The organism is Geodermatophilus sp. URMC 64 (assembly GCF_053502555.1).
Genome location: NZ_CP199955.1, coordinates 4,885,048 through 4,904,108, shown reverse-complemented (window position 1 = coordinate 4,904,108; position 19,061 = coordinate 4,885,048). Strand labels below are relative to the sequence as shown.

The following is a 19,061-nucleotide window of genomic DNA, read 5'->3' as shown; positions in this document are numbered from 1 at the left end:
CGTCCATCCGTGGAGCACGCGAGCTGGTCGCGGAGCGAACATGAACCAGCACGGAATGTACGCAGAGTGAGGGGGCACCCCGGGGATGTCGCCGGTTGCCGCGGCGGTGGCGACTCTTCCGTCACACCCGCTCCACGGGCGGCCCGGTTCGGCGCCTCGGGTGGGGCTCGTGCGGCTGCTGTGCGCGCCGAGGCTGTCAGCCGCCGACCTGCCCGGCCCGGCGGCGTTTCTCCACTAGCGTCCGGGGCGTAGCCACCTCGTGCTGCGGGCCGAGGCCCCGCCGAGGTCGACGGAAGCGCACGGTGCGCCGCACCCTTCGGGCCCTGCCGAGTGCGGCCGGCCGTGCGCCGCGTCTCCCGAGACGACGATGGAGCCGAACATGCAGGCCTCGACCGCACCCGACCCTCGCTTGCAGGAGAACCTGGAGAGATACGAGCGGGTCGTCGACGTGGCCCGCAGCCACGCCCGGCGCGGCGACGTCGAGCGCGTCCTCCGGGCCGCCACCGTTGCGGCCAATTTCGCGTACCACGCCCCGACGGGCGTCCTGTGCGATCCGGACCTGGAACGACTGGTCCGGGACGCGGTGCGCGGCGACGGAGCCACCCGGATCGACCGCCGACCGGCGGACGGTCGAGTGCTGCACGTGCTCTCGGAGGGCTATTCCCTCGGCGGCCACACCCGGCTGGTGTGGCGCTGGCTGGAGAGTGACCCGCGCCCGGCCGACGTGGCGCTGACCATGCAGTACAACCCGGTGCCCGACGCTCTGCGGACGGCGGTCACGCGCTCGGGTGGGCGCATCTACGACCTCCGGGAAGGCTTCCCTAGCCTGACCGACCGGGCGCACGCCCTCCGGGGGCTCATGGCGGGCGCGAGCAGGGTCGTCTTCCACGTGCACCCCTACGACGCCGTGGCGCTGGCCGCGGCGAGCCTGCCCGGCCCGCGGCCGCCGGTGCTCTACGAGAACCACTCCGACCACACCTTCTGGCTCGGCCTCGGCGCCGCCGACCTGGTCGTCGACAACCGGGGCATCGGTCAGCGGGTGAGCCGTGAGCTCCGCGGGGTGCCGGAGCGACGCAGCGCGCTCCTCCCGATCCCCATCGGGTCCGGGTCGGTCAGCTCGACGAGGAAGAGCGTCCGGGCGCAGCTCCGGCTGCGGCCCGGCCAGGTGGCCGCCCTGTCCGTCGCGGGTCCGATGAAGATGAAGCCCATCTGGGGCCGAGGCTTCGACGAGCTGCTCGGCCCGGTCCTGGCCAGGATTCCCCAGCTCGTGGTGGTCCTGGCCGGCCCGCCCGCCGATGGCCCCTGGAGCCGCCTGCAGTCCGAGTTCCCCGGGCGGGTCTTCCCGCTGGGCAGGGTGGAGGGTGTCGAGAGCCTGTTCCCCGGCATGGACGTCTACCTCGACTCCTTCCCGTGCGGCAGCGAGACCGCGATCCTCGAGGCGTCTGCCGCAGGACTGCCTCCCGTGAGCCTGCAGCTGCACGAGGGGTACGCCGAGCTGTTCTCCTCGCGGGCGCCGGGGCTCGCGGGCACCGGGTACGCCCACCGCACCGAGGAGGACTACCTGGCCGACGTCCGCACGCTCGTGGAGGACCCGGAGCTGCGCCGGAAGCGCGGCGAACACGCCCGGTCGGAGGTCCTGGCGGCCCACACCGGACGCGGCTGGGACGAGGCCCTGGAGCAGGTGTACGGACAGGCCGAGGAGGTGCCGATCGCGGACCTCGAGGCGCACCCGGGGCAGGTGCGGGACAGCGACTACGGGAGCGCACTGCTGCCCTTCACCCTCGGCCGGGACAGGGCGCCGGAGCCGGCGGCCTTCGGTTTCGCGCTCGGGCCGCAGATGGACGGCCGCATGCGTGCCGACCTCTTCGTGGCCGGTCAGGACCGCGGCGCGCGGCGGTTGTCGGTCCGCGTGGCCCGCGGGTGGGCGGACCACCCGGCCTGGATGATGCGGCTCGTGCGGCTCGCCCAGGACCACCCCCCGCTCCGGGTGAGCCTTCCGCTGACCGCGGACGACGACGGGTCCGGGGCGCAGAGCGTCCAGGCCCTCCTGCCCGTCCTCGCCGCGAACGGCACCGACACCGACGACTGCGGGGACCTCAACATCGACCCGCGGGCTCCTCGGTTCGTCGGGCCGGCTCTCCCGGCCGAACTGCCCCTGCAGCCGGAGTCGCTCGAGGAGTTGGAGCAGGTCCTGACCTCACCGCTCTGGGACACGCCGTGACGCCAGCTGCGGGAGGCGGTCCGGTGACGTCCGCGCAGCGGCCGGACGGAGGTGCGCTGCCTGGGCTGCCCGGGCTCTCGTTCCACCACGTCGGCCTGGCCTGCCGCGATCTGGCGAAGGAGGCAGCCGCCCACGCGCTGCTGGGCTTCGCCCCCGAGGGCGGCGAGTTCGAGGACCCGCACCAGCGGGTGCGAGGGTCCTTCCACGTCCTCGGGCCGTTCCGGGTCGAGCTGCTCGAGCCGATCGACGAGCAGTCGCCGCTGATGGACTGGCTCGCGCGCGGCGTGAAGATGTACCACGTCTGCTACGAGACCGATGATCTCGACGGGGCGCTGGCGCAGCTGCGTGCGGCGGGTCATCGGACGGTCTCCGCGCCCGCCCCCGCGGTGGCCTTCGACCACCGGCCGGTGGCCTTCGTGATGCTCCGCACCCGAAGCCTGGTCGAGCTGCTGCAGCGCTGAACGGCCGGTGGTGCGCTACTCCGCCACGAAGAACGACGGCGTCCCGGCGAACCGGGTGCGCTGCAGCCGGACCCGGTGGAGTCCCCGGACCTCGCGGAGCGCCACCGTCTCCCCGGGCCAACCGGGGTGCGCCACCTCGTCGAAGCCGATGACGGCCCCCCTGGTGATGTAGGGCTCGAGCGCCGCCAGGCAGGCGCGGGTGGGCTCGTACAGATCCATGTCGAAGTACGCCATCGCGACGACCGTCTCGGGATGGCCCTCCAGCCACCGCGGCAGGGTGACGGTCGCGTCACCCTGCACGATCTCCCGGCGGGGATAGGGATTGCCCTCGTCGGCGTCGCGGTCGCCGAGCAGGGCCTCCAGGACGTCGGCGTGGTCGGCAGACACGCCGTAGTCGCCCGGCCGCGCGCCTCCGTCGAGGTCCGATACCGAGGGGAAGCCCTCGAAGGTGTCGAACCCGATGATCCGGCGAGTCGCGTTGCCGGGCTCCAGGATCGACCGCAGCGTCTGCAGGATCGCCAGGTCGCGTCCCCATCGGACGCCGAACAGCAGGATCACGCCGTGCACGTCGAGGATCCGCTCGTACAGCGCGTGCATCAGCAGCACGCGGCCCACGGCGTGGCGTGACGAGTACAGCGGCAGGTGGTCGGCCAGCTCGGCGTCCGGGATCGGGCTCTCGCGCAGCCGCCGAACGAGGGAGGCCTGCGCCTCGGCCTGCGTCCGCGACCCGATGCGCTGGATGTTGTACCGACCTTCCCGCTCCACGGCAGCCAACCTAGCCGGAGCGTCGTGCGCCGCCCGGGGGCGCAGCCGGGGTGCGCGTCCCCGCGCGCCGCGCCAGCAGCGACGCCGTCCGCTCCGCCGTCGCGAGCAGCCCGGGACCGGCTGTCTCCCACAGCGCGCGGGTCATGCGCGCCTCGACGGCGTCGTGCGCGACGCCGCCGATCCGCGCGTGGCCGGGCAGGGTGCGCAGGGCCTCGGCCCCGTACCGGGCATGGAAGGCGACCACCGCACGGTTGTCGGCGAGGGTCCGGGTGACCATCGACTCCAGGCCCAGCAGCGTGAACCCGGCCTGGTGGACCAGCCACGCGCTCTCCGCCGCCGCCAGCGAGCCGGGTCTCAGCACCCACCGGCCCCACTCGGCCACGTCACCGTCGAGGTCGTAGACGCCCACGAAGCCTTCCGTGGTCCCGTCGACGCGGCGTTCGACCGCCCAGTAGTAGTCACCGGCCCGTTCGAGGTAGGCCTCCAGCCAGCGGACCTGCACCTCGACCGACGGCGGGGTCTCGTGGAGGAACTGCGACCGGGTCGGATCCCGCCGTAGTCGCACGATCGTGGGGGCGTCGTTCAGCCCGACCGGCCGGAGGCGGAACGCCGGCCCGTCGAGGCGGACGTCATGCCGCAAGGTTCCGCTCCACCGCTGCCACGATCGCGGCCGAGCCGTCGAGCTCGCTCATCTCTTCCTCCGAGAAGGTGACGTCGAGGCTCTCCTCCACCGCGTAGATGATCTCGACGTGGCTGAGCGAGTCCCACTCGGGGACCTCCGCCCTGAGGAGCGGCTCCTGTGGCGGGCTGGGCAGCTTGAGGACCAGGGCGAGCACCTCGTGCACGCGTGCCTCGACGTCGTTGCGCGTCATGTCCGTCCTTTCCAGGTGAGGGCGATGGGGGCCTCCGCGAGGAGGCTTCTGCAGGTCGCCGGGTTCCAGGTGAGGGCGACCTCGCCGGGTGCGGTCACGGGCGCACCGCTGTGTGCGGCCAGCCAGGCGCGCGCCGGTTCGTTGCGTGGTCCCGGCTCGTAGACGACCGTCGCGGAGTCGGTGCCGGACGCCTCCATCAGGCCGCCGACGGCCGCGGCCAGCAGGACGTCCTCGATGCCGCGCCCCAGCGCCCGGCAGCTGATGCACAACTCCTCGACGACGAGGCGGTCTCCCGGCCCGCGCCGGCCGGCCACCAGCGCCACGATGCCGCTGTCGGAGAGCCGGTCGCTCAGGCCCGCGGTGACGACGTGGACGTCGTCGTCCTCCAGCCATCCGGCCAGTTCGGCCGGTCCCGTGCGCCGCAGCGCGGCGTTGAACTGGTTGGTCTTCGCGGTCAGCGCCGCCATCCGGGAGAGGTGGTCGGCGTCGTCCAGGGCGAGCTCGAGGCGCAGCCGCAGCGACCGCAGGTACTCCTCCGGATCGCCGGCGGCGCCCGGCGTCCGGAGCGCGGCAGCGGCCAGGTCGGCCGCGCGCAGCGCGTCCTCGTCGGTCCGCGCATGACCGTGCAGGCCGGGGAACAGGGACAGCGCGGTGACCGTCCGGCCGGGGTCCGCGGCGTGGATCAGCCCGCCGACCCGCGCGCCGACGGCGACCTCCGCGAGCTCGCCGACGTTGTCGTCGACGAAGACCACCGCCTCCGTCGAGATCCGCAGCTCGGCCGCGGCGACCGCCACCGCCTGGCTCTTCGCGCCCCAGCCGATCGCGCGCGCCGAGAAGTCCGCCGGCCGCAGCGGGAAGTCGGTCCTCGCGGCGAAGAGGGCGTCGACGTCGTCGGGCTCGTTGCGGGAGACCAGCGCCAGGAGGACGCCGTCGTCCTTGAGGTCGCGCAGGGTCTGCTGCAGGTCGCGGTGCGCGGGAGTCAGGACGACGCCGTCCGGTCCGTCCTCTCCGAGCACGCCGTCGTAGAGCGTCATGTCGAGGTCCACCGCGAGGGCCTTGATCCGCGGCGCGACGAGGGCGGGCAGCCAGCGCAGCCCCATCCGCTGCGCCGTCAGGACGGCGGCCCGCGCGCTCATGCTGGTGCCGGCGACGGACCTGGTCCGGGGGTCGAGGAAGCCGTTCCCGACCCGCTCGGCGACCGCGGAGAGGTCGGCGGTCGCCAGACCGGCGATCCGCCGGCAGCACTGCTCGAGCCGGCGGTTGAACGCCGCCGCCGCCTCGCCGGGGCCCGGCCGGTCCGCCACCAGGATGGGGGCCAGGGTCCGCGCGCGCAGTGCCTGCAGGCGCTCGACCAGCCAATCGGCCAGTGCGACGGGGTCGGCGTCCGGGTACCGGTCGAAGTCGAGCCACACGAGCTCCACGTCGGCGGAGGGGCCGTCGAGCCCCACACCGCTCAGCGAGTCGTCGTAGTCGCCGTACTCGAACGTCGCCGAGAGGCCGCCGAACGCCAGGAACGGCGGCAGGAGGGAGGCGACGTACTCGAACGCGGTGTTGCGGTGGACGCGGATGCGCAGTTCCCGCGTCGGCCAGGACGGCGTCAATGAGAGGAGGTCGAGGCGCCGCGGTGTCTCGTCGAGCAGGACCGGCTGCCAGTCCAGGCGCCGGAGCGACTGCTCGAGCACGGCGTCACGGCTCGGCGACGACATAGATCTCCGCGGCGACGTCGGGGTAGCGCTCGCCCAGTTCGAGGAAGGCGTCGAGCATCTCCGGCGACCAGTGCTCGGCCGTCTGCGCGTTGGAGACCGGCTTCAGCCAGTACCCGCCGGTCGTGGTGACGGTCCAGCCGGCGGCCGCGAAGTCCGCCCGGATCTCGGCCGGGTCGTACACCCGGCGGTGCCCGTAGTGGTGGTCGGTGTCGTTCAGCGCGTTCTCCGTCGGCAGCAGGCCCATGAGGACCGCGGCCTGGCGGTGCAGGCTCTGCGCGTTGGGCACGGTGGCGATCAGCACGCCGCCCGGCGCGACCCAGTCCCGGATCCGGTCGAGCAGTCCGACGGGGTCGACGACGTGCTCGAGCACGTGCCCGAGGACGACGGTGTCGAACCGGTGGGCCGGGGTGAACTCCTCGAACAGCGCGTTGACCACGGTCACACCGGGAAAGCGGGCCGACAGCTCGTGGCAGAACGTGCTGGAGCCCTCGACGACGGTCAGCTCGGGGAAGGCTCCGGCCAGCTCCGCGGTGACGATCCCCTCGGCCGGGCCGAGCTCGAGGCAGCGAGCGCCCCGCCAGTGCCGCCGGAGGATGCCGGCGAAGTACCGCAGGCTGGTCGGCATCGGGCCGTGGTTGTACAGACCGTCCGTGGCGATGGATTCGAGCCGATCCAACTCGGGCTGGTTCGTGACGCTCACATCACGCAGTGTGCCAACGGAAACGCGGTGGGTGCCGACGCCGGAGGCGACGCGCGGCCCCGGCATCACATCCGCCACGCCCGCCCCGAAGCGACGTCGCAGGCGCGGAGACCGCGCCCGCGACGCAGCCGTCTCAGGGATGGGTCATGGAGAGGACGTCGAGCGCCTCGTCGAGTTGCTGCTCGGTGAGCTTGCCCTGCTCGACGTAGCCGCGTTCGACCACGACCTGGCGGATGGTCTTCTGCTCGGCCAGGGACTGCTTGGCGACCTTCGCCGCCTCCTCGTAGCCGATGTACTTGTTCAGCGGCGTCACGATGGACGGCGAGGACTCGGCCAGCTCGCGGCAGCGCTCCACGTTGGCGGTGATGCCGTCGACCGTGCGGTCGGCCAGGATCCGGCTGACGTTGGCCAGCAGCCGGATCGACTCCAGCACGTTGCGTGCCATCAGCGGCAGGGTCACGTTGAGCTCGAAGTTCCCGGTGGTGCCGGCGAACGCCACGGCGGCGTCGTTGCCGATCACCTGGGCGGCGACCTGGATCGTCGCCTCGGGGATCACCGGGTTCACCTTGCCCGGCATGATCGAGCTGCCCGGCTGCAGGTCGGGCAGGTAGATCTCGCCCAGCCCGGTGCGCGGGCCCGAGCCCATCCAGCGCAGGTCGTTGGCGATCTTCGTCAGGCCGACGGCGATGGTGCGCAGCTGCCCGGAGGCCTCCACGAGCGAATCGCGCGAGCTCTGCGCCTCGAAGTGGTTGCGCGCCTCCGACAGCGGCAGGTCCAGCTCGGCGGCCAGCGTGTCGATGATCGCCGCGGCGAAGCCGGGCGGGGTGTTGATCCCGGTGCCGACGGCGGTGCCGCCCAGCGGCAGCTCGCCGATGCGGGGCAGCGAGGCCTCCAGCCGCTCCACGCCGTACCGGACCGTCGCCGCGTAGCCGCCGAACTCCTGGCCCAGGGTCACCGGGGTGGCGTCCATGAGGTGAGTGCGCCCGCTCTTGACCACCTCGGCGAACTCCTCGGCCTTGCGCGACAGCGAGGCCTCGAGGTGGCGCAGGGCCGGGACGAGGTCGCGCACGATCGCCCGGGTCGTCGCGACGTGGATGGCCGAGGGGAAGACGTCGTTGGACGACTGCGAGGCGTTGACGTGGTCGTTCGGGTGCACGGGCTTGCCGAGCGCCTCGGTTGCCAGCGTGGCGATGACCTCGTTGGTGTTCATGTTGCTCGACGTCCCCGAGCCGGTCTGGAAGACGTCGATGGGGAAGTGCTCGTCCCACGCTCCGGAGGCCACGTCGGCGGCGGCGTCGGAGACGGCGGCGGCCACCTCCTTGTCGAGGACGCCGAGGTCGGCGTTGACGGTGGCGGCCGCGCCCTTGATGGCGGCCAGCGCGGCGATCAGCTCCCGCTCGATCGGGGTGCCCGAGATCGGGAAGTTCTCGACGGCCCGCTGGGTCTGCGCCCGCCACTTGGCCCAGGCCGGCACCCGGACCTCGCCCATGGAGTCGTGCTCGATGCGGTACTCCGTGCCGTCCTGCTGAGGGGCGGGCTGCTGGGCCATTGCTGCGCTCCCGTGTGGTGTGGATGGTGTCCGTGTTCCGGGAGCGACCCTAGATCCCGGTCGCCCTGGGGCGGGGGCTGCCTCCCGGCGCCGCGGCCGGGATCCGGTGCTGCCGGCACCTACGCTGCGCCGGACCCGCAGCCCTCGGAGGAGTCATGACCCAGCCGCCGCCGTCCGTACCCGGCGACGTCGACCCGACCTGGCCGGGCCCGCAGCCTCCGGCCGCCTCACCGCCCGCGCCCTGGCCACCGGCCGCGCCGTACGGCTACGGCGGGCCGTCCTGGCCGTACGGCGCCCCGCCGGCCTGGGGACCGCCCGCTCCGTGGGGCCCGCCGCCGGTGCCACCCGGCCGACGGTCCCCGAGCCGCAGGACCGTTGCCCTCGTGGTCGGGGGTGTGCTGCTCGCGGCCGCGCTGATCGCGGTGGTCGTGATCGGCGGGATCAACGTGGGCCGCACCCAGGCGGACCTGCTGGCCGCCGCCCCGACCAGCACCCTGCCGCCGGCCGATCCGGCCGGGCTGGGCGACGACCCGGGGCTCGACGGGTACGCCGACCGGTGCCACGACGGCGATCTGCAGGCCTGCGACGACCTGTACACGCTCTCCGACCCGATGTCGGACTACGAGCAGTACGGACTGACCTGCGGCGGCCGGGTGAAGCCGCTCGAGGTGGCCTACTGCACCGATCTGGAGGACTGACCGCCTGGGGCGGCTGGGATCAGAGAGACACCGGATCGCCGTTCGGTCACGGCGACGGACGGGCTCCGGCGCCGCTGCCGGGTCGCGGAGCGCGCGACACCTACGCTCCGCCGGACGCCGAGAGCCCTGGAGGGCCGCATGTCCGAGCCGCAGACCCCCGCGGGCGCCCCTGACGCGTACCCGTCGGGCTGGCCTCAGCCCACCGACTACGACGTCGTCCCGCCGGCGTACAGCACGCCGTCCTGGCAGACGTCGTCCTGGGCACCGCCGGCCGGCGCGCCCGTCGTCCCGGCGCCGCCGGCCGGCAACCGGCGCGGCGTGGTCCTCGGCCTGGTGGGGACGGGCGGCGCGCTGGCCGGCGCGATCGGGGCGGCGTTCCTCGTCAGTGCGGTCTTCCTCAGCAGCGCGGAGGACATCGGCCGGGAGATCGCCCAGGGCGTGGGCGAGGAGATCGGCACGTCGATCGGCGAGGGCCTGACGCGCTCGCTCGAGGAGTCGATGGGTGGGCTGCTGTCCGGGGACTACGGCTGGTCGGCGTACCCGCCCGGCGAGGTGGAGCAGTCCGACCCGCTGCCGCCGGCGCCCGGCCCCGACCCGGTGCTCAACCAGTACGCGCAGGGCTGCTTCGACGGGGACCTGCAGAGCTGCGACGACCTCTTCTACGAGTCGCCGCCACTGTCGGACTACGAGAGCTACGCGCAGACCTGCGGCGGCCGGGTCAAGGAGTACACCGTCCCGTTCTGCACCGACCTGGGCGACTGACCGACGCGGCGCGCACGACGCAGCCCACCGGACGCGTCGCGAGGGGGATCCTGACTCGCGTCGGGTGCCCCTACCATCCGCACGCCACCCAGACCCGAGGAGATCCGCGCCATGTCACAGCCGCCGTACCCGCCGCAGGGCGGCAACGACCCCTCGGGTCAGCAGCCCGGGCAGCAGGGCTGGGGACAGGCCCCGCAGGACGAGCCGACGGAGCAGTTCGGGTCCAGGGGCCAGGGGCAGCGGGACGAGACGACGCAGTTCCCGCAGCCGGGTCAGTACCCCCCGCCGGCCGCGCCCGGCCAGCAGCCGCAGTACGGCCAGCCGGGCCAGTACGGGCAGCAACCGCAGTACGGCCAGCCCGGCCAGTACGGCGGGCAGCAGTACGGGCAGCCGCAGTACGGCCAGCAGGGCGGCTACGGCCAGCAGCCGCAGTACGGGCAGCCGCAGTACGGCCAGCCCGGTCAGTACGGCCAGCCGGGCCAGTACGGGCAGCCCTACGGCCAGCAGGGCGGCTACGGTCAGCCGCCGCAGAAGAGCAACAAGGGCATGATCATCGCGCTGGTCCTCGCCGGCGTGCTCGTGCTGGCCGGCGTGGGCGTCGCACTGTTCCTGCTGCTCGGCAACAACGACGACGACCCCGCGGCCGCGAGCAGCACCACGACGGCGTCGTCCACCACGACCAGCTCGTCGAGCTCGTCGTCCTTGTCGTCCAGCAGCGAGGAGACCTCGACCAGCACCGAGGACACCCAGTCCAGCGTGCCGGGCGGCAGCATCCCGCCTGCGACGATCCCGCCGACCGGCCTCGGTGGCGATCCGGCCTGGGACGCGTTCGCGCAGGCCTGCTACGACGGCGTCATGGGCGCCTGCGACGCCCTCTTCCAGGGGACCAAGGACGACCCGAACCTGGCGAACTACACCCGCTACGCCGACACCTGCGCCGGCCGCCAGCCGGAGGGCACCCAGCGGTTCTGCGTCGACGCCTTCCCCGGCTGACGCGCTCGCCGATCACCCGGACGGCCCGGTCCCTCCTCGGAGGAGCCGGGCCGTCCGTCGTCGCGGGACCGGCGGCATGTTCCTGCGCCGCCGGTCGTGCCACGCTGCTCGGAGGGAACGCCGGGCCGGCACGGGAGGCGACCGATGACCGAGCAGCCGGGACAGCAGGCCGGGATCCGGGCGTCCGACGCCGACCGCGACGCGGTCGTGGCCCGCCTGGAGCAGGCGCTCGCGGAGGGACGCATCGACGTCGACGAGTTCGGCGCGCGCGCCGAGGCGGCCTACGCCGCGCGGACGACCGCCGAGCTCGAGCCCGTCGTGGCCGACCTGCCGGCGCAGACCTCCGGGGAGCTCGTCGGCGCCCGCGGTCCCGCGACGCTGGTCGAGCTCTTCGGCGACATCCGGATCGGCGACGGGTCCCCGGTTCCGCGGCGGACCGGGAGCGTGTTCGGCGACGTCCGGATCGACCTGAGCGGCCTGCGCACCGACGCGCAGCGGATCGAGCTGGAGCTGTGGAGCGTCTTCGGCGACGTGGACGTCGTCGTCCCCGAGGGCGTGGACGCGGTGCTCGAGGGCTGGACGGTCCTCGGCAGCCGGAAGACCGCCCTGGCCGCCGTGCCACGGCTGACCGGGACGCCGCACGTCGTGGTGCGCGTCCGCAGCGTCTTCGGCGACGTGCGGCTGCGCAGCCTGGCCCCCGGCGAGTCCGCCGGCCGGTGGCGCGCGCTGCTCGACCGGCTGGCCGAGCGGCGCCCGCCGGCCTGACGCACCGGGGACGGGGTCAGTCGAGCTGGTCGGTCGCGTCGAACCGCACCGCGGAGTAGGCGCGCAGCTTCGCCAGCGAGTGCAGGCTGTCGATCTGGCGGATCGTGCCCGACCGCGAGCGCATGACCAGCGACTGCGTGGTGCACCCGCCGGCGCGGTACTGCACGCCGCGCAGCAGCTCGCCGTCGGTGATCCCGGTCGCGACGAAGAAGACGTCGCCGCGGACCAGGTCCTCCAGGCACAGCACCCGGTCGAGGTCGTGCCCGGCGTCGACCGCCTTCTGCCGCTCCTCGTCGTCCTTGGGCCACAGCCGGCCCTGCAGCGCACCGCCCATGCACTTCAGGGCGCAGGCGGCGATGATCCCCTCCGGGGTGCCGCCGATGCCCATGAGCAGGTCGACACCGGTGCCCTCGCGGGCCGCGGCGATCGCGCCGGCGACGTCGCCGTCGGTGATGAACTTGATGCGGGCGCCGGCCTCGCGCACCTCCTGCACCAGCTGCTCGTGCCGCGGGCGGTCGAGGATGCAGACGGTCACGTCGCCGGGGGAGCCCTTCTTGGCCCGGGCCACCCGGCGGATGTTCTCGGCGACCGGCGCGGTGATGTCGATGACGTCGGCGGCGGCCGGCCCGGTGGCGATCTTCTCCATGTAGAAGACGGCGGACGGGTCGTACATCGCACCGCGGTCGGCGACCGCCATGACGGCGATCGCGTTCGGCATGCCCTTGGCCATCAGCGTCGTGCCGTCGATCGGATCGACGGCGACGTCGCACTCCGGGCCTTGGCCGTCCCCGACCTGCTCGCCGTTGTAGAGCATCGGCGCCTGGTCCTTCTCGCCCTCGCCGATGACGACGACGCCCTTCATGCTCACCGTGCCGATGAGGGCCCGCATGGCGTCGACGGCCGCGCCGTCCCCGCCGTTCTTGTCACCGCGGCCGACCCAGCGGCCGGCCGCCATGGCGGCCGCCTCCGTGACGCGCACCAGCTCGAGGGCCAGGTTGCGGTCGGGGGCGGGCCGGTCCGCCCGGAAGCCCCCCGTGGGGTTCGGGGCCAGCGATTCGGGCAGCGACACGGGACCTCCAGGTTCGACCACCGGGTGCTGCGATCCTAGGTGCATGACCGGAGACGGCCCGACGGACGATCGCGTGCACCCGACCCCCGACGACGGGGGGCCGGTGGCCACCGAGGTGCCGCCGGCCACGGACCGGTCGGCCCGGTTCACCCTCGCCAACATGCTGCGGTCGCTGCTGCCGCTGATCGTCATCGTGCTGGCCGTGGTCGCGTGGACGACGTTCCGGCAGACCCCCGACGTGGACCCGGTGAAGCCGGCGGAGAACCTCGACAGCACCGTGAGCCTGGCCGCGAACCGGGCGGGCTACCCGCTGCCGGTGCCCACCGACCTGCCCGGCGGGTACGTCGCGACCAGCGCCCGCACCGACGCGGGGGACGCCGGCGAGGGCGACCCGGTCACCCTGCAGATCGGCTACGTGACCCCGGCCGGCGAGTTCGCCGGCTTCGTGGTCAGCGACGACCCGCGGGCCGACGCCGTCACCGCGCTGCTCGGCGACGCGACCGAGGGGGGCACCCTGAAGATCGCCGGGGAGACGTGGACCCGTTCGACGCGACTGCACGAGCGGGACACCGAGACCGTGCTCTCGCGCGAGCGCGACGGCGTGACGGTGGTGATCAGCGGCTCGGCGTCCGACGAGGAGCTCGAGACGGTCGCCGCAGCGCTGGCGCCCTACCCCGGCTGAGGAAGGACCGCCCTGCTCCCCGCCACTCGCAGGCTCGCGGCGGGACCCTGCAGGGCGGCCGTTCCAGCACGTCACCAGGCTCGCGGCGGGACCCTGCAGGGGGCCGCTACGCAGGCCGGCCGTCGGCGGCCTCGCCGTTTTTCGGTGCGGCCGCGGACAGCCGCTCGCGGGCGCGGTCCAGCCAGTGCTGGCACAACTCCGCCAGCGCCTCGCCGCGCTCCCACAGCGCCAGGGACTCCTCGAGCGTGAGCCCGCCGGCCTCCAGCTTGCGGACCACCTCGGCCAGCTCCTCGCGGGCCTGCTCGTAGGTCTGCGTGGGCTCCGGCGTGGTCACGGTTCCTCCTGATCGGTGCTGCGGTCGACGCGGACGGGCAGCCGCCCACCGGCGACCCGCACGCGCAGACGCTCGCCGTCGGCTACGGCGTCGGGATCGCGGACGAGGTCGCCGTTCGCCCGCTGGACGACGGCGTAGCCCCGCTCCAGGGTCGCGGCGGGGGAGAGGGCGGCCACGCGGGCGCGGGCGTGCTCGAGGTCGCGCTCGGCGCCCTCGACCCGGTGGGTGACGGTGCGCCGGGCCCGGGCCCGCAGCGCGGCGACGTCGTCGGCGCGGCCGTGCAGCAGCCGCTCGGGTGCCGCCAGCACCGGCCGGCTGCGCACCGACTCCAGCCACCGCTCCTGCTGCTCCAGCCGGGTCGCCAGCAGGTGCCGGGCGCGGGCGCGCAGCCCGTCGACCAGCCGCCGCTGCTCGCCGATCTCCGGCACGATCCGGTGCGCGGCGTCGGTGGGGGTGGCGGCGCGGACGTCGGCGGCGTGGTCGACCAGCGTCGTGTCGGTCTCGTGGCCGACGGCGGTGACCACGGGCGTGCGGCAGGCGGCGATCGCCCGCACCAGCCCCTCGTCGGAGAACGGCAGCAGGTCCTCCACCGAACCGCCGCCGCGGGCGATCACGATGACCTCGACGTCGGGATCCCGGTCCAGCCGCTGCAGGCCGTCGATCACCGACGCGGCCGCGCTCGGCCCCTGCACCAGGCAGTGGTGCATCTCGAACCGGATCGCCGGCCAGCGCCGCCGCGCGGTGACGACGACGTCCCGCTCCGCGGCGCTGTCGCGGCCGGTGATCACGCCGACGACCGCCGGGGCGAAGGGCAGCGGCCGCTTGCGGACGGCGTCGAACAGCCCCTCGGCGGCGAGCAGCCGGCGGATCCGCTCGATGCGGGCCAGCAGCTCGCCGAGCCCGACGGCGCGGATCTCGGTGGCGCGCAGGCTGAACGAGCCGCGGGCGATGTAGTAGTCGGGCCGGGCGCGCACGATCACCCGGGCGCCCTCGGAGAGCTCCAGCCCGGGCCGGTCCGCCACGTCGCGTGCGCAGGTCACCGGGATGGAGAGGTCGGCCGCTGGATCGCGCAGGGTGAGGAAGACCGTCGCGGCGCCCCCGCGGCGGGACAGCTGGGCGACCTGGCCCTCGACCCACACCTCGCCCAGCCGGCCGATCCACTCGGCCACCTTGCGGGCGACCGTGCGCACCGGCCACGGCGCCTCGGGGGAGGAGGGTGCGGTCACGCCCCTGAGGGTGCCATCCGCCCCCGACGGCTCAGGCGCCGCGCGGGGTGAGCGGGCTGGACTCGACCGCCTGGTCCACGAGCTTCTCCAGCCGGTTGCGCAGCATCCGCAGGTAGGGCTCGCGGGCCCGCGTCGCCTCCTCGTACGTCACGAGGTCCTGCACGGTGGAGAGCGCGTAGCCCCGGAGCCGGCCGCGCAGCTGGGCGATCGACCAGCCGTCGTAGCCCTCGATCGGCGCGGTGCCGGCGGCCTGCGCCCCGGTGGTCCCCTCGTCGTCGGCGGGCCCGGCGTCCTCGGCCACGTCGGTGCGCACGCCGGTGGCCGCGGCGACCGGCGTCCCACCCTCGTCCGTGGCCTCGACGGCCGGCTCCGGCGCCGCCTCCGGGGCGGCGACGCCCTCGTCGGTCACGGTGGCCTCGACGGTCGCGACCCCGCCGTCCGGCGCGGGGACGTCGACCAGGGTGCCGACGCCGCCGTCCGCGGCACCGGGCTCGGCGGCGGCCCCGGCCGCGTCGGCCTCCAGCAGGGCGTTCTCCACGGCGGCGGCGTCCGCGGAATCCTCCTCCGCGGGGGTCGCGATGTCGGCCGCGTCGACCTGGGCGGTGATCTCCTCGACGGCGGCGACCACCTCCGCGGGCGCCGGCTCCGGCGGCAGGCCCGCGAGCTCGTCGTCCACGAGCTGCTCGATGGCGAGCTCCTCGAGGACCTCCTCGGCGCCGTCGGCGCTCTCGGCGATGTCCTCGGTGCTGAGGACGGCGGTGTCGGCCGCGGCGTCGTCGGCCAGGCCGGCGAGCAGGTCCTCCTCGGTCACCTCGTCGCCGACGCGGTCGAACGCGGAGTCGCGGAAACCGGGAGCCGCGGGCGCCTCCTCGACGGGGAGGTCCTCGTCGAACGTGGCCAGGCCCGGCTCCGCCTCGCCGCGGATCCCCGTGAAGAGCTCGTCACCGCGGGCGACCAGCCCGGTGTACTGATGCTGCAGCCACATCGCGGTCTGCATGGTCAGACCGATGACGCGCACCGGCAGCCCGGGGAGCGTCTGCGGCAGCTTGCGGGTCTCGTCGAGCAGGGTGGCGGCCAGCCCGGCGGCGGCGCGGACGACCTGGGGGATCTCACGGGACATGCGCACACCCTGCCCCACAACCACGCGCGCGACACACCCGGGAGCCGCCGATCCACCCCTACGTGGCGCTCGTCTCAGTCCGGGAGCGGGGCCGCATGCCCACCTACCATGGGCGTCATGGCTGATCAGCGCGGACGCGTCCTGCTGGCCGACCCGCGCGGGTACTGCGCCGGGGTGGACCGGGCGGTGGTCGCCGTCGAGCGGGCCCTGGAGATCCACGGGGCGCCGGTCTACGTCCGCAAGCAGATCGTCCACAACAAGCACGTCGTCGCCACCCTCGAGCGGCGCGGCGCGGTCTTCGTCGACGAGACCGACGAGGTGCCCGAGGGCTCGGTCGTCGTCTTCAGCGCCCACGGGGTCTCCCCGGCGGTGCACCAGGAGGCCGCCGACCGGCAGCTGCGCACCATCGACGCGACCTGCCCGCTGGTCACCAAGGTGCACTCCGAGGCCAAGCGCTTCGCCAAGGACGACTACGACATCCTGCTCATCGGCCACCGCGGTCATGAGGAGGTCGAGGGCACCTCCGGCGAGGCGCCCGAGCACATCCAGCTCGTCGACGGACCCGACGACGTCGCGAACGTCCAGGTGCGCGACCCCGACAAGGTGGTCTGGCTGTCGCAGACGACGCTGTCGGTCGACGAGACGCTCTCGACCGTCGACAGGTTGCGGGAGCGGTTCCCGACGCTGCAGTCGCCACCCAGCGACGACATCTGCTACGCCACGCAGAACCGGCAGCAGGCGGTCAAGCAGATGGCCGGCGAGTGCGACCTGGTCATCGTGGTGGGCTCCACGAACTCGTCGAACTCCGTGCGGCTGGTCGAGGTGGCGCTGGAGGCCGGCGCCCGCGCCGCGCACCTGGTCGACTTCGCCACCGAGATCGACCCGGCCTGGCTCGACGGCGTCGCGACGGTCGGCGTCACCAGCGGCGCGTCGGTGCCCGAGGTGCTGGTCAGCGAGGTGCTCGACTGGCTGGCCGAGCGCGGCTACCCCGATGTCGAGACGGTCAAGGCCGCCGAGGAGCGGCTGGTCTTCGCGCTGCCGCACGAGCTGCGGTCGCGGCGCAACGCCGCCGGCTGAGGCGTGCTGCTCGCCCAGGTCAACGTCGCCCGGATGCGCGGGCCGATCGACTCGCCGGTGATGCGCGAGTTCGCCGCCGGCTTCGACCCGGTGAACCAGCTGGCCGAGCGGTCGCCGGGCTTCGTGTGGCGGCTGCAGGCCGGCGGGCACGCGCCCCTGGTCGAGGACGACACCGGCCTGTGGGTGGTCAACGTGTCGCTGTGGACGCGCTACGAGGCGCTGCACGACTTCGTCTACCGCAGCCCGCACGGTGCCTTCCTGCGCCGCCGGTCGCGGTGGTTCGAGCCGGCGCCGCCGCCGACGACCGCGCTGTGGTGGGTGGCCGACGAGGAGCGACCCGATGTCCCGGCCGCCCGGGCCCGGCTGACCCACCTTCGGCGGTACGGGCCGACGCCGCGGGCGTTCTCCCTCAAGCGGCGGTTCGACGCCTCGGGTGCCCTCGTGCGCCGGGTCCCGGCCCGCGCGCGCTGAGACCCCGCGCGCCGTCGGGTCCGCCTACCCTCCCCGCATGCCGCGGGTCCGGGTGACCGAGGTCTTCGCCGCGCTCTCGCTGACCACCGACCTGGCCACCGGGCTGCCGTTCGAGAAGGGGCTGCGCACCTGCGCGCTGGCCACCGCCTTCGCCGGCACGCTGGGCCTGGACCAGCACGACCGGGCCGCGGTCTTCCACACCGCCCTGCTGCGCTCGATCGGCTGCACCTCGCACGCGTCGGAGAACGCCGCCCTGTTCGGGGACGACACCGCGTTCGAGGCCGCGTTCAGCCGGCTCGACCCCGGGGACCCTGCCGTGCTGGCCGCGCAGCTGGCCGACTTCGGCAGCTGGGTGCCCGGCCGGCAGGTGGCCATGGCCCGCCGCTTCGTGGAGATCGCCCCCACCGAGGGGCCGCGGGCCAGTGCCGGCGGGGTGCGAGGTCAGCCGGGCGCTCGGCGGGCAGCTGGGGCTCGCGGACGCCGTCGTCGACGCGCTGGACGACGTCTACGAGCGGTGGGACGGCGGTGGCCTGCCGGGCCGGCGGCGGGGCGAGGAGATCTCGCCGGTCATGCGCGTCGTCCACGTCGCCGAGCAGGCCGTGCTGGCCGCGGCCGACGGGGGCCGGGCCGCGGTGGTCGCCGAGGTCGGCCGGCGCGCCGGCGGACAGCTCGACCCGGACCTCGCGGCGGCGTTCCTCTGCTCGGCCGACGAGCTGCTGGCCGTGCTCGACGCGCCGGATCTGCTGGCTGCCGTCCTCGCGGTCGAGCCGGCGCCGGCCGCGGCGCTGGGCGACGCCGAGCTGGACCGGCTGTGCTCGGCGATGGCCGCCGTCGTCGACCTCAAGGGCCGGCACCTGCTGGGGCACTCCGCGCACGTCGCGGAGCTCGCCGACGCCGGCGCCCGGGCGGCCGGATGGCCGGAGGAGGAGCGGCGGTCGCTGCGCGCCGCCGCGCTGCTGCACGACCTCGGCCGCGCGGTGGTGTCGAGCGCGGTGTGGGACCGGGCGGGGCCGCTCGGCGCGGCCGACGTGGAGCGGGTGCGGCTGCACCCGTACTGGACCGACCGCATCCTGCGCCGCTGCAGCGGGCTGGCGCCGCTGGCCGGGGTGGCGGCCGGTCACCACGAGCGCTGCGACGGCAGCGGCTACCACCGCGGGGTGGGCGGCGCCGAGCTGCCGGTGGCGGCGCGGCTGCTGGCGGCGGCCGACGTCTTCGCGGCGCTGACCGAGAGCCGCCCGCACCGGCCGGCGGCCACCCCCGCGCAGGCGGCCGCTGTGCTGACCGCGGAGGCCGCGGCCGGCCGGCTGGACGCCGACGCCTGCGCCGCGGTGGTCGCCGGCGCGGGGCTGCCCCGCCCGCGGCCGGCCTGGCCGTGCGACCTCACCGACCGCGAGGTCGAGGTGCTGCGGCTGGCCGCGCGGGGGCTGTCGAACCGGGCGATCGCCGGTCACCTCGGCGTCTCCGACCGCACGGTGGGCCACCACCTCGCGCACGTCTTCGACAAGACCGGCCGGCGGACCCGCGCCGGTGCGGCGGTCTTCGCGATGGAGCACGGGCTGCTGCCGGGGTAGGCCGAACGACCGATGCCCG

At 74.6% G+C, this 19,061-nt stretch carries 21 protein-coding genes; 10 read left to right on the top strand and 11 right to left on the bottom strand.

Annotated elements, in window-relative coordinates; translation table 11 throughout:
* Positions 1-379: 379 nt before the first annotated feature.
* Together ACWIYF_RS24025 and ACWIYF_RS24020 are read left to right on the top strand one after the other, a co-directional pair.
* Positions 380-2,221 (top strand): hypothetical protein, encoded by a 1,842-nt coding sequence (locus tag ACWIYF_RS24025; RefSeq protein WP_448625335.1) that lies wholly within the window; start codon positions 380-382, stop codon positions 2,219-2,221.
* Positions 2,222-2,244: 23 nt separating this feature from the next.
* Positions 2,245-2,682 (top strand): VOC family protein, encoded by a 438-nt coding sequence (locus ACWIYF_RS24020; protein ID WP_448625334.1) that lies wholly within the window; start codon positions 2,245-2,247, stop codon positions 2,680-2,682.
* 15 nt (positions 2,683-2,697) lie between these two features.
* Here the strand turns inward: ACWIYF_RS24020 and ACWIYF_RS24015 are convergent, their stop codons facing one another.
* From ACWIYF_RS24015 to ACWIYF_RS23990, 6 genes are all read right to left on the bottom strand, one after another.
* Entirely contained in the window at positions 2,698-3,447 is a 750-nt protein-coding gene (locus tag ACWIYF_RS24015) for a hypothetical protein (protein ID WP_448625333.1), read from the bottom strand.
* 10 nt (positions 3,448-3,457) lie between these two features.
* Complete coding sequence (locus ACWIYF_RS24010; protein WP_448625332.1) at positions 3,458-4,087, bottom strand: GNAT family N-acetyltransferase; 630 nt, start codon at positions 4,085-4,087, stop codon at positions 3,458-3,460.
* The gene (locus ACWIYF_RS24005; RefSeq protein WP_448625331.1) at positions 4,077-4,319 is read right to left on the bottom strand and encodes an acyl carrier protein; all 243 of its coding nucleotides are present in this window, start codon (positions 4,317-4,319) and stop codon (positions 4,077-4,079) included. The genes ACWIYF_RS24010 and ACWIYF_RS24005 overlap by 11 nt, the downstream gene beginning before the upstream one ends.
* Entirely contained in the window at positions 4,316-6,025 is a 1,710-nt protein-coding gene (locus ACWIYF_RS24000; RefSeq protein WP_448625330.1) for an HAD-IIIC family phosphatase, read from the bottom strand. The genes ACWIYF_RS24005 and ACWIYF_RS24000 overlap by 4 nt, the downstream gene beginning before the upstream one ends.
* Positions 6,006-6,725, bottom strand: a complete 720-nt coding sequence (locus ACWIYF_RS23995; protein ID WP_448625329.1) for a class I SAM-dependent methyltransferase — start codon at positions 6,723-6,725, stop codon at positions 6,006-6,008. The genes ACWIYF_RS24000 and ACWIYF_RS23995 overlap by 20 nt, the downstream gene beginning before the upstream one ends.
* A gap of 133 nt (positions 6,726-6,858) precedes the next feature.
* Positions 6,859-8,274, bottom strand: a complete 1,416-nt coding sequence (locus ACWIYF_RS23990; protein ID WP_448625328.1) for a class II fumarate hydratase — start codon at positions 8,272-8,274, stop codon at positions 6,859-6,861.
* A 383-nt stretch (positions 8,275-8,657) separates the two neighbouring features.
* Between ACWIYF_RS23990 and ACWIYF_RS23985 the strand changes: the two genes are divergently transcribed.
* From ACWIYF_RS23985 to ACWIYF_RS23970, 4 genes are all read left to right on the top strand, one after another.
* Positions 8,658-8,972, top strand: a complete 315-nt coding sequence (locus tag ACWIYF_RS23985) for a hypothetical protein (RefSeq protein WP_448625327.1) — start codon at positions 8,658-8,660, stop codon at positions 8,970-8,972.
* 138 nt (positions 8,973-9,110) lie between these two features.
* Positions 9,111-9,734 carry a hypothetical protein gene (locus ACWIYF_RS23980; RefSeq protein WP_448625326.1) on the top strand — a complete coding sequence of 208 codons (624 nt, stop codon included), beginning with the start codon at positions 9,111-9,113 and terminating at the stop codon, positions 9,732-9,734.
* A 111-nt stretch (positions 9,735-9,845) separates the two neighbouring features.
* Positions 9,846-10,727: a hypothetical protein gene (locus ACWIYF_RS23975; RefSeq protein ID WP_448625325.1), complete on the top strand. Its 882-nt coding sequence runs from the start codon at positions 9,846-9,848 to the stop codon at positions 10,725-10,727.
* Between the two features lie 144 nt (positions 10,728-10,871).
* On the top strand, positions 10,872-11,492 hold the full coding sequence (locus ACWIYF_RS23970; protein ID WP_448625324.1) for a DUF1707 domain-containing protein: 621 nt from the start codon (positions 10,872-10,874) through the stop codon (positions 11,490-11,492).
* Positions 11,493-11,508: 16 nt separating this feature from the next.
* On the opposite strand, the gene glpX is transcribed toward ACWIYF_RS23970, so the two are convergent.
* A complete protein-coding gene (glpX, locus tag ACWIYF_RS23965; protein WP_448625323.1) occupies positions 11,509-12,561 on the bottom strand; it encodes a class II fructose-bisphosphatase in 1,053 nt (350 codons plus the stop codon).
* A 43-nt stretch (positions 12,562-12,604) separates the two neighbouring features.
* Here glpX and ACWIYF_RS23960 point away from each other — a divergent pair, with 43 nt between their 5' ends.
* The gene (locus tag ACWIYF_RS23960) at positions 12,605-13,243 is read left to right on the top strand and encodes a DUF4245 domain-containing protein (RefSeq protein ID WP_448625322.1); all 639 of its coding nucleotides are present in this window, start codon (positions 12,605-12,607) and stop codon (positions 13,241-13,243) included.
* A 106-nt stretch (positions 13,244-13,349) separates the two neighbouring features.
* Here ACWIYF_RS23960 and ACWIYF_RS23955 read toward each other — a convergent pair whose 3' ends face one another.
* Genes ACWIYF_RS23955 through ACWIYF_RS23945 form a run of 3 tightly spaced genes read right to left on the bottom strand, consistent with a single transcriptional unit; the run spans position 13,350 to position 15,923 of the window.
* Positions 13,350-13,577 (bottom strand): exodeoxyribonuclease VII small subunit, encoded by a 228-nt coding sequence (locus tag ACWIYF_RS23955; protein WP_448625321.1) that lies wholly within the window; start codon positions 13,575-13,577, stop codon positions 13,350-13,352.
* Positions 13,574-14,803 carry an exodeoxyribonuclease VII large subunit gene (gene xseA / locus ACWIYF_RS23950; RefSeq protein ID WP_448625320.1) on the bottom strand — a complete coding sequence of 410 codons (1,230 nt, stop codon included), beginning with the start codon at positions 14,801-14,803 and terminating at the stop codon, positions 13,574-13,576. Before xseA ends, ACWIYF_RS23955 begins: the two co-directional genes overlap by 4 nt.
* A 31-nt stretch (positions 14,804-14,834) precedes the next feature.
* Positions 14,835-15,923 carry a lipid droplet-associated protein gene (locus tag ACWIYF_RS23945; RefSeq protein WP_448625319.1) on the bottom strand — a complete coding sequence of 363 codons (1,089 nt, stop codon included), beginning with the start codon at positions 15,921-15,923 and terminating at the stop codon, positions 14,835-14,837.
* A gap of 117 nt (positions 15,924-16,040) precedes the next feature.
* On the opposite strand from ACWIYF_RS23945, the gene ACWIYF_RS23940 reads away from it, so the two are divergent.
* Entirely contained in the window at positions 16,041-17,000 is a 960-nt protein-coding gene (locus tag ACWIYF_RS23940) for a 4-hydroxy-3-methylbut-2-enyl diphosphate reductase (protein ID WP_448625318.1), read from the top strand.
* Between the two features lie 3 nt (positions 17,001-17,003).
* Positions 17,004-17,471, top strand: coding sequence for a DUF3291 domain-containing protein (locus ACWIYF_RS23935; RefSeq protein ID WP_448625317.1), 468 nt, complete (start codon positions 17,004-17,006; stop codon positions 17,469-17,471).
* Between the two features lie 24 nt (positions 17,472-17,495).
* On the opposite strand, the gene ACWIYF_RS23930 is transcribed toward ACWIYF_RS23935, so the two are convergent.
* A complete protein-coding gene (locus ACWIYF_RS23930; RefSeq protein ID WP_448625316.1) occupies positions 17,496-17,846 on the bottom strand; it encodes a hypothetical protein in 351 nt (116 codons plus the stop codon).
* 47 nt (positions 17,847-17,893) lie between these two features.
* Between ACWIYF_RS23930 and ACWIYF_RS23925 the strand changes: the two genes are divergently transcribed.
* Positions 17,894-19,042, top strand: coding sequence for an HD domain-containing phosphohydrolase (locus ACWIYF_RS23925; RefSeq protein ID WP_448625315.1), 1,149 nt, complete (start codon positions 17,894-17,896; stop codon positions 19,040-19,042).
* Positions 19,043-19,061: the final 19 nt, after the last annotated feature.

Excerpts from the sequence above, each read along its gene's own strand:
- ACWIYF_RS24025 (WP_448625335.1), top strand. The coding sequence starts at position 380 with ATGCAGGCCTCGACCGCACCCGACCCTCGCTTGCAGGAGAACCTGGAG.
- ACWIYF_RS24005 (WP_448625331.1), bottom strand. The coding sequence starts at position 4,319 with ATGACGCGCAACGACGTCGAGGCACGCGTGCACGAGGTGCTCGCCCTG.
- ACWIYF_RS24000 (WP_448625330.1), bottom strand. The coding sequence starts at position 6,025 with ATGTCGTCGCCGAGCCGTGACGCCGTGCTCGAGCAGTCGCTCCGGCGC.
- ACWIYF_RS23990 (WP_448625328.1), bottom strand. The coding sequence starts at position 8,274 with ATGGCCCAGCAGCCCGCCCCTCAGCAGGACGGCACGGAGTACCGCATC.
- ACWIYF_RS23980 (WP_448625326.1), top strand. The coding sequence starts at position 9,111 with ATGTCCGAGCCGCAGACCCCCGCGGGCGCCCCTGACGCGTACCCGTCG.
- ACWIYF_RS23975 (WP_448625325.1), top strand. The coding sequence starts at position 9,846 with ATGTCACAGCCGCCGTACCCGCCGCAGGGCGGCAACGACCCCTCGGGT.
- ACWIYF_RS23970 (WP_448625324.1), top strand. The coding sequence starts at position 10,872 with ATGACCGAGCAGCCGGGACAGCAGGCCGGGATCCGGGCGTCCGACGCC.
- ACWIYF_RS23960 (WP_448625322.1), top strand. The coding sequence starts at position 12,605 with ATGACCGGAGACGGCCCGACGGACGATCGCGTGCACCCGACCCCCGAC.
- ACWIYF_RS23945 (WP_448625319.1), bottom strand. The coding sequence starts at position 15,923 with ATGTCCCGTGAGATCCCCCAGGTCGTCCGCGCCGCCGCCGGGCTGGCC.
- ACWIYF_RS23940 (WP_448625318.1), top strand. The coding sequence starts at position 16,041 with ATGGCTGATCAGCGCGGACGCGTCCTGCTGGCCGACCCGCGCGGGTAC.
- ACWIYF_RS23930 (WP_448625316.1), bottom strand. The coding sequence starts at position 17,846 with ATGGCCACCTGCCGGCCGGGCACCCAGCTGCCGAAGTCGGCCAGCTGC.